This window comes from Alteromonas sp. S167 (genome assembly GCF_036864375.1).
Taxonomy (GTDB): domain Bacteria; phylum Pseudomonadota; class Gammaproteobacteria; order Enterobacterales; family Alteromonadaceae; genus Alteromonas.
The window spans coordinates 22,565-37,199 of sequence record NZ_JAZETR010000005.1 but is presented as its reverse complement, the minus strand read 5'-3'; the positions used below and the strand labels follow the sequence as shown (position 1 = coordinate 37,199).

Here is a 14,635-nt window from a genome sequence, read left to right as displayed (position 1 = left end):
GTTGAATGAAAAAGGTAATGTTATGGGAAAACAAATACTAGTAGTAGATGACTCGGTATCAATTAGGCAAATGGTTGAAATGACGTTGAAAGGCGCTGGCTATGCAGTAACTACTGCACAGGACGGCCAAGACGCTTTAGACAAGTGTAAAGGGCACCAATTTGACTTCGTTTTGACCGATCAGAATATGCCTCGTATGGACGGCCTAACACTGGTGAAAAGCTTACGTGGCTTAGGTAACTATGCTCGAACACCCGTTGTTATGTTAACCACAGAAGCGGGTGATGATATGAAAGCAAAGGGTAAAGCGGCGGGTGCAACTGGCTGGATGGTGAAGCCGTTCGACCCAAATAAATTATTAGACGTAACGAAACGCGTGTTGGGGTAGTTAACGCGTCCATTCAATTCTCTGGAAGGATTCAGAATGAGCATCGATATTGAACAGTTCCATAGCGTGTTCTTCGACGAAAGCGACGAACACCTTGACGATATGGAACAGCTATTGATGAGCCTTGATGTTGAAGCACCTGATCCGGAGGAGCTCAACAGCATTTTTAGAGCCGCCCACTCAATTAAGGGAGGAAGCGGTATTTTTGGTTTTGATGCGTTAATGAACCTAACGCATGTAATGGAAAACCTACTAGATAAGGCGCGCAATAACGAACTGCAGGTAACCGCCGACATTGTAAACGTGCTGCTTGAAACATTAGACGTATTAAAAGCAACACTAGACGCATACAGAAATGCTTCTGATGTTCCTGAAGATGAAATAGCTCAACGTATTGTAGTGTTAAACAATGCCATTGAAGGGCATCAGCAAGACGCTACAGACTCAATCGCATCACAGCCTTCTGAAGAAGTCGCTAGCGAAGACAATAGTTTTGGCTTTTTCGATGATGAACCCAGCACATCACAAGCTGTTTCAAGTTCTACTGCCGATAGTAATGACGATGGCTTTGGTTTTTTTGACGACGAGCCTAACATTGAACCTTCTATCACTACCAAGGCTGATGACGACGGTTTCGGCTTTTTTGACGACGAACCTGTTGGAGTAAAAGACGAAGAAGAGAAAGCACAAGGTTTTGGTTTTTTCGATGACGATGCATTACCAGGCTCTTCAAGCGAAAACACTGAGGCTAACTCCAAGCCTTTAAATGAAGGTGAACCTAAAGCTCACACACCTCAAGTTCAGCCTTCGAAAGAGGTTATAACAAAAGCGGCTAGTCCAAAAGCAGCAAGCAAACCGGTAGCAGCGAAGAAAGCACCAAGCCGAGAGTCAGCATCTATTCGTGTCGATACACACAAAATTGACGCCATGGTGAACTTGGTGGGTGAACTGGTAATTACACAGTCTATGTTGTCTATGGTGGGTCAAGAGGTAGACGGTCAGCTAGGTGAAAGGCTTCAACTTGCTATCGATGAACTTCAGCGTAATACCCGAGAAATTCAAGAGTCGGTTATGTCTATGCGCATGCTGCCTTTAACCGCTACATTTAATCGATTCCCTCGTTTAGTTCGCGACCTTGCTGGAAAGCTTAACAAACAGGTGGAGTTGGTATTGCAAGGTGGCAGTACAGAAATTGATAAAAGCCTAATTGAAAAAATAGTCGACCCACTTACTCATCTTGTGCGAAACAGTGTGGATCACGGAATTGAGTCACCGGAGAAGCGCACCGCTGCTGGTAAGCCAGAAAAAGGCACGGTTATTCTTAGCGCCGAACAAAAGGGTGGCAGCATAATTATCAGTATTGTCGATGATGGTGGTGGTTTACATCGCGATAAAATATTGGAAAAGGCACGAACCAACGGGCTTCCTGTGTCGGACGATATGCCCGACTCGGAAGTGTGGCAGTTAATTTTTCAGCCTGGTTTCTCAACAGCTGAAGCCATTACTGATGTATCGGGCCGCGGCGTAGGTATGGATGTAGTGCGCCGTAATATAGAGTCTATTGGTGGTCGCATCGACATTGAATCGAATGCTGGTGAAGGCTCTGCATTCTTCATCCACCTCCCTTTAACGCTGGCCATTGTAGACGGTATGTGCGTGTCTGTTGGCGAGCAGATATTCGTTATTCCTTTACTCAACATCATTGAGTCTTTCCAGCCCACTAAGCCGCAGCTTAAAACGTTAGGCAATGACACAGTTCTCCATATTCGAGATCAATATTGGCCACTGGTACCCCTTTACGACTTTATGGAAGTAGAGGGAGCGGCAAAGTGCCCTACACAAGGCATTGTAGTATTGATAGAGAGCAGCAAAAAACGCTTTGGCATATTAGTGGATGCGCTGGTGGGTCAACAACAGGTTGTTATCAAAAGCTTAGAAGAACATTACCGAAAAGTCGCAGGTATAGCAGGGGCCACCATTATGGGCGACGGTAAAGTAGCGTTAATCATCGACGCCGACTCTATCGCAACCACGTATACCTCAAATCAGATAGAGGAGTTGCTTTCATGAGCGAAGCAGTTGCACACCAAAGCGCTATGAGCAGTCAAGATAAAGAGTATTTAAGTTTTGTTTTAGGTGAAGAGCATTACGGATTGGACATCACCACGGTAAAAGAAATTCGTGGTTACGAGCAAGTGACCAAAATAGCGAATGCTCCAGCGTTTATTAAAGGCGTGATAAATCTTCGTGGCGATATCGTTCCTATTGTCGATTTGCGTATTAAATTCAATGTGGGCGAAGCCACTTATAACGACTTCACTATTGTCATTATGCTGAATATTCAACAGCGCATTGTAGGCATTGTGGTAGACGGCGTGTCGGACGTTATTAGATTGTCGGAAGAGCAGGTTTTGCCGCCACCAGAGTTCGGTGTAGCGTTCGATAGTCGCTACTTATATGGCTTAGCTGATGTAGACGAAAGCATGGTCATTCTTGTGAATATAGAGAGTTTAATTACTAGTGACGAGCTAGGTTTGGTTGCACCTGAAAGCGTAACAGAGAGCGCGTAGTTACAAGCTGCTACCTAAACATAAACATGAAATTGGGAACATGAGTTATGGGCGTATTTAATTTTCTGAATGGCGAAGAGTTAAAAACAGCGAAGCACGAAGCATTGCTTAAGTCGAAGATTTTAGAGGCAAGTGCATCAAACCTCTGTGTCATTGATAGTGCAGGTGTAATTGCCTACCACACTGCGGGTTTTTTAGCGTTGGTGAAGAGCTATACCAGCGACTTTACTGCCGAGGATATTGGCGGCTCGTTAATTGGCAAGCCAATTGATGAAATTGCTCCCGCCGATACAAGTGTTACCCGAACGCTGTCACAAAGCGGCAATAGAAAACGGTTTGTATCATTGGCCGCGCATACTTTCTGTGTTTCATGCACGCCGCTATCTGATGAACAAGAAGGTATTCAGCTTTATGTAACGGAATGGCAAGACAACACCGAAGCCAAGCGCAATAAGGGGATGGTTGAGGCTATTACCCGCAGCCAAGCCGTAATTTCGTTTACCACAAAAGGTGAAATACTGTCAGCAAACCCTAATTTTTTAAATGCCATGAGGTATCACGAAGACGAAGTTGTAGGTAAGCACCACCGTATTTTTGTTGATAGCGACTACGCCAAAAGTCCTGAATATGCTGAATTTTGGAACAAATTAGCCAGTGGAGATGTGCATAGCGGAGAATTCCGTCGCATCAACAAACAAGGCGAGGAGGTATGGATTCAAGCAACCTATAACCCGGTCTTCGATGCCAATGGCAACGTTGAGTATGTCATTAAATTTGCCTCGGATATTACTGCACAAAAACACAAAAATGCAGATTACGAAGGGCAAATAACGGCAATTAATAAGTCGCAAGCAGTTATCGAGTTCGACTTGGAAGGAACCATTCTTAACGCCAATGAAAATTTTTTGACGGCGATGGGGTATAGCCTTGGGGAGATAAAAGGGCAGCACCACAGTATGTTTGTCGACCCCGCCTACAAACTCAGTAACGAATATACCGCATTTTGGCAGAGTCTACGTTCTGGCGAGCACAGTGAAGGTGAGTATAAACGCGTTGCTAAAGGTGGAAATGAAATATGGATTCGAGCGTCTTATAACCCCATTTTAGATAGCAGTGGCAAGCCCTTTAAAGTGGTTAAATTTGCCACCGATGTAACGCAAGAAAAATTGCGTAATGCGTATTTTGAAGGGCAGATTGACGCTATTGGTAAATCTCAGGCGGTTATCGAATTCGACGTCGATGGCAATATTATTACGGCTAACGAAAATTTCTTAAATACCATGGGCTATCGCCTTGATGAAATCAAAGGTAAGCACCACCAAATGTTTGTTGATGCAGAAACTCGTCAATCGGAAGAGTACCAACGTTTTTGGGGTGAGCTTAAAACCGGAAAGTTCTTTGCGGGAGAGTTTAAGCGTATTGATAAAGATGGCAAAGCAGTATGGATCCAAGCATCTTATAACCCAATTGAAGACATGAACGGCACGCCATTCAAAGTGGTGAAATACGCGACTAACATTACTGAAGAAAAGCTCAAAAACGCCTATTTCGAAGGTCAGCTTACGGCAATCAGCAAATCGCAGGCCGTCATCGAATTTAATATGGATGGTGTTATTCAAAACGCCAATAGTAATTTCTTGGCAGCCATGGGATATACCCTCGATGAGGTTAAAGGTAAGCATCACAGCATATTTGTAGATCCCACCTATAAAAATAGCCCTGAGTACGCTGCGTTTTGGGAACAGCTTCGTCAAGGTGTATACGCTAGTGGCGAATACAAACGGTTCAATAAAGTAGGGCAGCCCGTATTCATTCAGGCCTCTTACAACCCCATTCTTGATCAGGAAGGTAAGCCGTTCCGTGTAGTAAAATACGCTACAGATGTAACAGGCCGGACACTGGCTGTTGAAAGTATTAAAAATGTAATGGCAAGCCTAAGTGATGGCGATTTATTAAAGACCATCGAAGAGCCGTTAGAAGGTGACTTTAAGGTATTAGGCGAGTCGATTAATCACTTTATTGAAGAGCTTAAAGATACCATTGTAAAAATTCACCATGCAGTGGAAACCATTGACACTGCGTCTAATGAGATTGCCACAGGTAATGCAGACTTATCTAGCAGAACCGAGCAGCAAGCTTCAAGCCTTGAAGAAACGGCTTCTGCTATGGAAGAGCTAACAAGCACAGTTAAGCTAAATGCTGAAAATGCCGACCAAGCGAAAGGGCTGGCTAGCCAAGCGTCTGAAGTTGCTTCAGAGGGCGGAAGAGTGATTGAGCAGGTGGTGCATACCATGGGCGAAATTAACGATTCAGCACAGCGTATTTCAGACATCATTGGCGTAATAGACGGCATTGCGTTCCAAACCAACATTTTGGCGCTTAACGCTGCGGTTGAAGCGGCAAGAGCGGGCGAGCAGGGAAGAGGCTTTGCGGTTGTAGCTTCGGAAGTACGGACGTTAGCACAGCGTTCGGCAGAGGCTGCAAAAGATATCAAAGCTCTTATTTCAGCGTCGGTTGATAAAATTGGCGATGGAAACGTGCTGGTGAATAAGTCGGGTGAAACCATGTCAAATATTGTGACTGCGATAAAACGCGTGAACGATATTATGTCAGAAATTGCGGCGGCGTCGTCCGAGCAAGCCACGGGCATTCAAGAAGTAAGTAATGCGGTTGTTCAAATGGATGAAATGACGCAGCAAAATGCTGCTCTAGTGGAAGAAGCCGCGGCTGCAGCAGACAGCATGAGACAACAGTCGGGCGAGTTATCACAGCGCGTATCGGTATTTAAAGTAGGAGGGAAAAGTAAGCCAAGCAGAGAATCTGCGGTAGCCCCTACGTTTTTAAATGGTAATCATCATTTACCCAAAGAACGTGAAGTACCGAAACAGCCCGTGCAGGCACTTAATCCAGCGTCGCCGGAGGGCGAGGATTGGGAGGCGTTTTAGTGTATGTCAATCATACCCAGCACGGATGCTCAGCGCGAGTTTGCCTACAGCCGAAAAGACTTCGAGCACGTTAAAAGTCTGCTATTTAAACATGCAGGTATTAATTTAGCAGACTCGAAAGATGCTATGGTGTATAGCCGTCTAGCTAGACGGCTACGTGCCTTAGACCTGGGAAGTTTTAAAGACTACTTGGCCCATGTGTCTAAAAACAAAAGCGAGATGGAACATTTCGTTAATGCACTAACAACCAACTTAACGGCTTTTTTCCGAGAACCACATCATTTTGAAGCGTTACAGCAATACATTCGGCGCCATCCAAACATAAATCGTATTTGGTGTGCTGCAAGCAGCACAGGAGAAGAGCCATACAGTATTGCGATGACGGTGGCCGCTACCTTAGGCACATTTAATACAGGAATAAGTATAGTCGCCACCGATATCGACAGCACTGTACTGCAAAAGGCGCGAGACGGCGTTTATACACAAACCAGTATTGCCCAGTTACCTAATGCGTATAAATCACAGTTTTTCTACCGCGGCAGGGGCGCACAAGCGGGAAGGGTGAAAGTGGTTGCTGAATTGCAAAAAATGGTGCAGTTCGAACAGCTAAATTTAACCTCTACACAGTGGTGTGTTAATGGCCCTGTTGACGTAATTTTCTGTCGAAATGTGATGATTTATTTTGATAGGCCTACACAGAAGAAAATACTCGAGCGAATGGTAAAAATGATGCCAGCTACAGGTATGTATGTTGCGGGCCATTCCGAAAATTTCACTATGTATCCTTCGCTTGTTACGCCCATGGGTAAAACCCTTTACAGGCCTGTAACCTAAGCCCGCAACCTTTGAAGGTGTAGCAGCATGAGCCAAGACGAAACGCCAATAAGTTACTTCGATCGGCGCCTGAAAATAGACGCTGTAAAACTGCTGCCCGGGCAATACTATGTAACGGCATCAAACAAAGCGCTGGTTACTATTTTGGGCTCGTGCGTTGCCGCGTGTATTTACGATGAAGAAAAGCAAATTGGGGGCATGAACCACTTCATGTTGCCCGACTTAACGGCAAGTAGCGACATTACAAACAGCCTAGCCACTAAATACGGCGTGCACGCAATGAATGTGTTAATTAGCCAGCTTATTCGTTTAGGCGCAAGAAAAGAGAAGCTTGTGGCAAAAGCGTTTGGCGGCGGCAAGGTTGTGCAAGGCATGGTGCAGCAAGATATTGGTAACGTGAACGCAGAGTTTGTGGTTCAGTACTTAAGTAACGCCAATATTCCGCTTAAAAGTTTCGACTTAAAGTCAAACTACGCCAGAAAAATTTATTTCTTCCCAAGTAATGGCAATGTGTATATGAAACGCATTCGCGACTTCCATAACGAAACGCTTCAGAACCGCGAGTCTTTCCATTGCAAGTTGTTATCCGAGCAAGCTCAAAGCGGCGAAGTGCCGCTTACAGAAGCGCCTTATGCGTATAAAAGTACTGGTTGTTGAAAACTCTACGTTAGTTCGCCAAGTGCTGTGCGATATCATTCGTGCAGATACCGCTTTTTTGCTGGTTGGTGCGGCACCCGACGCTCATGTAGCTAAGCAGATGGTGCAAGAGTTTCGCCCAGATGTTATTGCCCTTGATATTGAAATGCCCAAAGTCAGCGGAGTTCGTTTTTTAGAAGTGATGATGAAAGCTATGCCTACGCCAGTTGTAATGATATCTGCGCTGTCTAAACAAAAAGCTAATGATATTTTACGTGCGCTAGAATTGGGTGCTGTTGATTACATGGCAAAACCGAAAATAGGCATTACTTCAGGCGATAAAAATTATAGCTATGTGTTTACTCAAAAGTTAAAAGCTGCTGCTCGTTCCACACCCTCAAGTCCAACTCATGCTCGAGAATGCCAGCACGCGGAACTGCGTAAAACAAGTACGGCAAAAGTAATAGGTATAGGTGCGTCAACAGGCGGGGCAGAGGCTATAAAAGACGTCATAATGCATTTTCCTTGCAATGCGCCAGCAACGGTAATGTCGCTACATATGCCTCCCGGTTTTACAACCTCTTACGCGCACAGGCTCAATCAGCTTTGCAAAATAGCAGTTAAAGAGGCTAAGGGTGGTGAGCAACTGCTTCCCGGTAATGCTTATTTAGCACCTGGAAATCGACATTTAATGGTAGAGAAAAAGGGCGCTAACTATTGGCTTAAACTAGATGACGGCCCAAAAGTAACAGGTCACAAACCCTCTGTTGATGTGATGTTTAGCAGCTTAGCCAAGCACGCCAAGAAAAACGCTGTTAGCGTGTTGCTTACGGGTATGGGCAAGGACGGTGCAAAAGGTATGGCTGAAATGAAACAAGCCGGTGCCGTTACTTTTTGTCAAGACAAAAATAGTTCGCTTATTTATGGCATGCCAAGGGTAGCTATTGAACTTGGTGCGGCATCCCATGTTGTGTCGCTTAGTAATATGTCTGGCGCCATCCTAGACACAATAGAGGCTATGAGTTCATGACATTACCGAGCAGCAGAGGTTGGCGTGGAGTCTTGTAATTTTGAAGCGCCGATAAGCTACTTCGATAGAAAATTCGAGATAGACGCCGTAAAGATTTTGCCGGGGCAATACTTCGTTACCACGCAAGAAAAAATGTTGGTGACCGTACTGGGTTCCTGTGTGGCAGCCTGTTTGTACGACCCGCAAACAGGAGCCGGTGGCATGAACCATTTTATGCTGCCAAGTGTGAACAAAACAGTGGTAGAGCTTGAGCAAGTCGAATGCATGATAACCAAATATGGCGTGCATGCTATGGAGATATTAATTAACGATTTAGTAAAAGCAGGGGTAGATAAACAGCGCATAAAAGCAAAGGTGTTTGGCGGCGGAAAAGTTGTGCCATCATTTGTACAGCAAGACGTGGGCAGGTTTAACGCAGAGTTTGTAACGCAGTTTCTTCATACCGAAGGCATTGAGATCTTGGCAAGTGACTTGTGCGATGTATATGCGCGCAAAATATATTTCTTTCCTGCAACGGGTAAGGTGTTAATGAAGCGTATTCACGAGCTTAATAACGCCACTATTATAGAACGCGAAAGCAAACACCGTTGGGAGCTAACACAACAAGCGCCTAGCGGTAGTGTGGATATGTTTGAGGACTAACTATGCCTATCAAAGTATTGGTAGTGGACGATTCAGCACTAATTAGACAAATTCTCAGCGAAATTATTAAAAGCGAACCCGACATGCAGCTAGTGGGCGCAGCACCAGACGCATTTGTTGCTAAAAAAATGGTTTTGGAGAAAGTGCCCGATGTTATTACGCTAGATATTGAGATGCCCAAAGTTGATGGGTTGCGATTTTTAGAAGTACTTATGAACGCACGGCCTACACCAGTTGTGATGATTTCAACACTTACCGAGAAAGGCGCACAGGCCACACTTCGCTCTTTAGAATTAGGGGCCATAGACTTTGTTGCCAAGCCTAAAATTGGCGTGGCTGAGGGCATGGCTGCCTATCATCAGCTCATTGTGGAAAAAATTCGTACTGCGTCTAATTCAAAGGTTAAAAAATCGGTAGGCTCAACTGCACCTACCGTCAACAAGGTAAGTTACTCTGGTACAGAAAAGCTTATTGCTATTGGGGCTTCTACAGGCGGCACAGAAGCAATAAAAGAAGTGCTAATGTCGTTTCCTGCTAATGCGCCCGCCACTGTTATTACGCAGCATATGCCACCCGGCTTTACATCGACGTATGCTAGGCGACTAGACTCTCTGTGCCAAATAACAGTGCGAGAGGCCAGTGGGGGAGAGCGTCTACTGCCAGGGCATGCATACCTAGCGCCCGGTGATAAACATATGGAAGTGGAGCGAAGCGGCGCCGATTATCGTATTCGTTTAACCGATGGCGAGCGTGTTTCAGGGCATAAACCGTCGGTAGATGTATTGTTTGGCTCTATCTGTAAAAGCGCTGGAAGCAATGCGCTAGGTGTACTACTTACTGGAATGGGTAGCGATGGCGCCCGTGGTTTACTTGAACTCTTTAATGAGAATTGCGAAACGTTTTGTCAAGACGAGGCCAGCTGTGTGGTGTTTGGCATGCCGAAAGTGGCAATAGAAAAAGGTGCAGCAAAACACGTATTACCGCTAGATGCTATGGGTAAGGCAATAATGCAAAGCGTGGAAAAAATGGCTGCTGGCAGTCGTTTGTAAGTACGTGTGTGCGAACATACCTATTTTGGATTGAATACGTGTCGTAAAAGCAATGGGGAATTTAACTTGTTACCCAGTGTTCGCAATGTTTTAATAATGCGCGCTTAACTGCAAGTGATGCTGCTACAGAAGGCTGTTGCTGTGGCCGATACTATGGAAAGACGGGTAGTTGGGCTAGTTAGAATAGAGACATTCTGAACACCAAAAACATATAGCAAATTGCTGAAAAAATAATAATTCAAATATAACAATGCATTGCGGATTTATTGATTTTGATAAATCGGTTTTTCATTACAGCGTATGTTTTACAACACCTAAAGAGCCGAAAAGGCCTGCTATATTTGTTTCAGATGTGAGGGCAAATACGCCACTTCTAACGGTATTACACCTATCAGAAATAATAACGAGTAGTTGGGGACTCTTATGAAACAGCACACATTAATTGCTTTAGCAGCACTAGCTTTTTCTTCATCAGCACTAGCAAGCGGTGGCTTCGAACCAAACAAAAAAGCCTGTGTAAACGTGGGCAAAGAAATTTCACGTGTTAGCACCGAAATGGACACAGCAAAGTCGAACATTCAAAAGTCTTGGCTAAAGCGTCAGCTTAACGCCCTTAACACAAAGCGTGGCTCTTGCAGCATCAAAGGCTTCGAGTCAAAAGCACCTAAAGCTGTAGCGCAGGTTGCTAAGGTATAATTACCCATTAAAAAATTAATAATAAAATTAAGCCTTACCTAGTGTAAGGCTTTTGTTTATCTTCAAATACGTTTAGAAGAACATATAGGTTGCGCTTAGCTGCATACTACGCGGCATAATGTAGCGGCCGTTTGGCGAGTCTGGGTTACGCGGGTCGCCCTCAGTAATACCTTGTTCGTCCGTTAAGTTGTCAACCGAGAACTGAATGCGAAGCGACTCTGTAGGCTCTACAGTAAAGCCAACGTCTACCTTTTCATAGCCATCTAGTACAACAGTGTTCTCGTTGTTACCAAAGCGATCGTCTACTGCTGATAGCGTACCGTACACCGTGGCAAACATATCGCCAATTTCGAAGCCATAGCTTGGCGTTACACGTACTTGCCAGCCCGGTTGACGCTGAGCTTCGTTACCTTCGTTAGTGGCACTCGCTGTAATTTCAGTCTCTTGGATCGTAGCATTTACACTTAACGAGAAGCCTGAATCGTGGCTATAACGACCATCTAATTCCACACCGTAGGCTTCGTTTGTCAGTATTTCAGCCGGTGCACCTGGGCGACGAACAAAGGTGTCGCCTTTAACTTCGTTAGTAAACGCAGTGGCGAAGAATTGAACTTCTTCATTCATGAACTTATAGCCCAATTCACCCTGAGTAACTTCTTGAATAAGGTCATTACCCGCTGAGAATGCACCAAAGTTGTCACGGAAGTCGTCGAAATACGGCATTTTATAACCGCGGTTCATACGCATAAACACACCGCTGTTGTCGGTTAACGCGTAGTTTGCACCTAACGTCCACGATGTCTTAGTTTCGTCGTACTGCACCGCTTTTGTAATTACGCCATCAAGGCCCTCATCTACCGTGTAATTCACTTCGTGATTTTCACGACGAATACCTGCATCAATGCTTAGGTCTGCGTTGTAGTACCAGGTAGAAGTAGCATAAAACGCCATGGTGCTAGCGTCGCCTACAGAATTTATGTCGTAGTTCCAGCCACAGCCTTCAGCGCTGTTATTACATTCAATACCGTTTAGGGCTTCACCGCCTGGTACCAAAACGTGATAGGCATGGTTGCCAAGACTCCACCAGTCTTCCGCTTTGGTTGTAGCGCTGTAGATACCGAAAGACGCGTCAACACTATCCCAGCTTTTTGATACTGCCAAATCGTTAGTGAACGACTCGATATCTTTAAGTACTACCCATCGGCCAATTTGCTGAATTGGCGTGTCTGCATCATACACTACGCCCGTTACTGCACCCGTTGCCGATTCGCCGTTGTCAGCTACATCGCCAACCGTTACCGCAGAACCATTTGGCACAAGACCAAAGGTATTGGCTGCGCCTTTTGTAATATTAAAGCGATCTATTAGCGCCCAGCCATCTGCTAAATCAAGCTTTAAGCTACCACCACTAACGTGACCATCCCAGCCTCTACCGTCACCAAAATCGAACGACTCAGTAACATTATCTGCACCATAAGTAATGGTAGCTTGGCGGTTCAACGGCCCAATTTGTGTGTAGTTGGCATCAATGCCTTCAACATTAAGTGGCGTTGGCAAATACCATGTGCCGCGATCGTCAGTTTGGCGTGTGTAAAGGTTTAGCTCGCCGTTGTCGAAAACTTTGGTGATGTTAATGGTGAACTGATTGCCCTGTTCTGAATTAAAGCCAGCATCGCGAATGCCTTGCGAGCTCTTAATGTAACCACCAACCATGTAGTACAAGTCATCGTCTAACGCGCCGCTTGCTACAACGTCTACGCGGTTCAAGCCATAGTCAGAAACCGTATATTTTGCTAATGCTTCTGTGGTGTCGCTACCGCGCTTAAGGCGGAAGTTTGCGGTTAAACCAGGCTGACCATTGCTTACAACAGGGTTAGGGCCGCCGCGCAAACCTTCTACCATTTGAATGGTTTCATCAATTCGGAAAAGCTGTGAGTTTTCTAAAAATGATAGGGTAGGTGCCGGATAAATTGGCGAGCCATCCATTGCAATGGTTAAGAAAGGCGCATCGCCGCCACCCGGGAAACCACGTACAAAAACGTTTGCGCCCGACTCACCACCTGAGCTTTCTACCCAAACACCCGGAATAGCTTTAAATAAGTCGGCAGTAGACTTTGGCGCCAAGCGACCAATGTCACCCGCATCAATGTTTGTTACCGCAAAGCTTGCGTCAATTTTTCTTATTCCCGCGCCACCTGGCGTACCGCTTACAATAATAACTTCAGTATTGTCGCTAGTAGGTTGCTTCGACTCTTCTTGTGCCATGGTAGGCTGCGCCAGTGCTACCGCTACTGCGCTGGCTAGCATTCCCTTTGTAAACAACGTTTTCATGGTGTGTGCTCCCGAAAAGTTTATGTTCGTTGCTAACTGAATGCGCTAAACAGGTTAATGAATTGTTATACGCACCTCGATTTGCGAACAAAATAGATCTGTTTGCAATCGATTGCAAGAACAAAATGCAATCGATTGCAAATTTATTGTTGTATGTTGTTAACAAGGTTTTACGTGTATGCAATGTAGGGTATATTGGTGTAGGGCGTTGAAGGGGCTTTCTTGGCTGGCGTTACGTTTTTGTACTTGAGGCAGTCGCTAAACTGAAAAATAATCGATACAAAGCCTGCAAAGGTAATGTAGCACCCCAACAAATATGCAGAACAGTATTATTCAGAACACTATATATGCGAAACAGTAGTATTCAAAACGTAGCACCGATCACTGAGACAACCAACATTGGCATCTGAAACTAAACTTACACTGGCTAAGCTAGCAGAACTTGCAGGGGTATCTACCTCTACAGCATCGCGTGCGCTTAACGACAACCCGCTTATAAAACAAGAAACACGCAATAAAATTCAGGCCTTAGCAAAAGCTCATAATTTTAGTGTTAATGCCGCGGCTAGCCGCTTACGCACGCAAAAAACAAACGTGATTGCCGTTATCTTGAATTTAATCGATAACACCGAACAAAGTACCACCGACCCATTTTTACTTAAGCTTGTAGGTGAATTAAACCAAGCGCTCAATGCCAAGGGCTATGAGTTGCTACTATCTAATTCTTTTATGGCAAGCGACGACTGGGCAAATTATTTTATTCGTAGTCAGCGTGCAGATGGCATCTTGGTAATAGGTCAGGGAAAGTCAGACGAAAAAATTGAATTAGCAGCGCAATCAGGTGTGCCTATTGTGGTATGGGGCGATGCCAAAACCGAAGCTACCTATCCGGTTATAGGTGGTGATAATTTTTCAGGCGGTTATAGCGCTACTAAGCACTTACTAACTCAAGGCGCTAAACAAGTTATTTTCTTGGGCGACCCTGAGCACGCTGAAATGCAAGAACGCTACAGAGGGTTTTTAAAAGCCCATGAGGAGCACGGCATTCTGCCTAGCGATAATGCCGTTTGTGCTATTGATATTACGTCAAAATCAGCCTATCAATTTATTAACGACCGCATTAAAGCAAACGGTTTAGACTTCGACGGAATTGTTTGCGTAAGCGACATGGTGGCCTTCGGCGCATTAAAAGCCTTAAAAGAACGGTACGTTGGCATACCCAGTGATGTTGGTATTGTGGGCTACGACGATATATCGCTTGCTGAACTAATGCATCCATCGTTAACCACTATAAAGCAAAACACACAGCAAGCCGCTGAGTTAATGGTGGCACAGCTTATTAATCAGTTAGATAACAAGCCTACTAGCAGTCAGGTGGTAGAAACGTCGCTTGTTGTTAGGCGTTCAACCAAGCTCGACTAAGCTCTTTCGGACTTAATCAAACGTGTTATGTTAGGTTTTTAGAAGTAATTTGTGCTTCTTTTATCCCTCTAAATGGCCTTTTGGTGTGTAAT

12 protein-coding genes are annotated in these 14,635 nt (G+C 45.0%); 11 read left to right on the top strand and 1 reads right to left on the bottom strand.

The genetic code is table 11. The annotated features are described in order from the left end of the window. Nucleotides 1-22: 22 nt before the first annotated feature. The 10 genes from V7R35_RS09235 (at nt 23) to V7R35_RS09190 (ending at nt 10,790) form a co-directional block, all read left to right on the top strand. Entirely contained in the window at nt 23-388 is a 366-nt protein-coding gene (locus V7R35_RS09235; RefSeq protein ID WP_334014459.1) for a response regulator, read from the top strand. Between the two features lie 36 nt (nt 389-424). Further along, entirely contained in the window at nt 425-2,458 is a 2,034-nt protein-coding gene (locus V7R35_RS09230; RefSeq protein ID WP_334014458.1) for a chemotaxis protein CheA, read from the top strand. Next, nucleotides 2,455-2,958 carry a chemotaxis protein CheW gene (locus V7R35_RS09225; protein WP_334014457.1) on the top strand — a complete coding sequence of 168 codons (504 nt, stop codon included), beginning with the start codon at nt 2,455-2,457 and terminating at the stop codon, nt 2,956-2,958. The genes V7R35_RS09230 and V7R35_RS09225 overlap by 4 nt, the downstream gene beginning before the upstream one ends. 47 nt (nt 2,959-3,005) lie before the next feature. Next, nucleotides 3,006-5,903, top strand: coding sequence for a methyl-accepting chemotaxis protein (locus V7R35_RS09220; RefSeq protein ID WP_334014456.1), 2,898 nt, complete (start codon nt 3,006-3,008; stop codon nt 5,901-5,903). Nucleotides 5,904-5,906: 3 nt separating this feature from the next. Beyond that, entirely contained in the window at nt 5,907-6,737 is an 831-nt protein-coding gene (locus V7R35_RS09215) for a CheR family methyltransferase (RefSeq protein WP_334014455.1), read from the top strand. A 27-nt stretch (nt 6,738-6,764) separates the two neighbouring features. Beyond that, a complete protein-coding gene (gene cheD, locus V7R35_RS09210) occupies nt 6,765-7,394 on the top strand; it encodes a chemoreceptor glutamine deamidase CheD (RefSeq protein WP_334014454.1) in 630 nt (209 codons plus the stop codon). Beyond that, on the top strand, nt 7,369-8,403 hold the full coding sequence (locus V7R35_RS09205; protein WP_334014453.1) for a protein-glutamate methylesterase/protein-glutamine glutaminase: 1,035 nt from the start codon (nt 7,369-7,371) through the stop codon (nt 8,401-8,403). The genes cheD (V7R35_RS09210) and V7R35_RS09205 overlap by 26 nt, the downstream gene beginning before the upstream one ends. A 24-nt stretch (nt 8,404-8,427) precedes the next feature. After that, nucleotides 8,428-9,045, top strand: a complete 618-nt coding sequence (gene cheD, locus V7R35_RS09200) for a chemoreceptor glutamine deamidase CheD (protein WP_334014452.1) — start codon at nt 8,428-8,430, stop codon at nt 9,043-9,045. A gap of 2 nt (nt 9,046-9,047) precedes the next feature. Next, nucleotides 9,048-10,094 carry a protein-glutamate methylesterase/protein-glutamine glutaminase gene (locus V7R35_RS09195; protein WP_334014451.1) on the top strand — a complete coding sequence of 349 codons (1,047 nt, stop codon included), beginning with the start codon at nt 9,048-9,050 and terminating at the stop codon, nt 10,092-10,094. 423 nt (nt 10,095-10,517) lie between these two features. Further along, nucleotides 10,518-10,790 carry a hypothetical protein gene (locus tag V7R35_RS09190; protein ID WP_334014450.1) on the top strand — a complete coding sequence of 91 codons (273 nt, stop codon included), beginning with the start codon at nt 10,518-10,520 and terminating at the stop codon, nt 10,788-10,790. Nucleotides 10,791-10,862: 72 nt separating this feature from the next. Here the strand turns inward: V7R35_RS09190 and V7R35_RS09185 are convergent, their stop codons facing one another. After that, a complete protein-coding gene (locus V7R35_RS09185; protein ID WP_334014449.1) occupies nt 10,863-13,121 on the bottom strand; it encodes a TonB-dependent receptor in 2,259 nt (752 codons plus the stop codon). A 399-nt stretch (nt 13,122-13,520) separates the two neighbouring features. Here V7R35_RS09185 and V7R35_RS09180 point away from each other — a divergent pair, with 399 nt between their 5' ends. After that, nucleotides 13,521-14,543: a LacI family DNA-binding transcriptional regulator gene (locus V7R35_RS09180; protein ID WP_334014448.1), complete on the top strand. Its 1,023-nt coding sequence runs from the start codon at nt 13,521-13,523 to the stop codon at nt 14,541-14,543. The last annotated feature ends 92 nt before the right edge of the window (nt 14,544-14,635 follow it).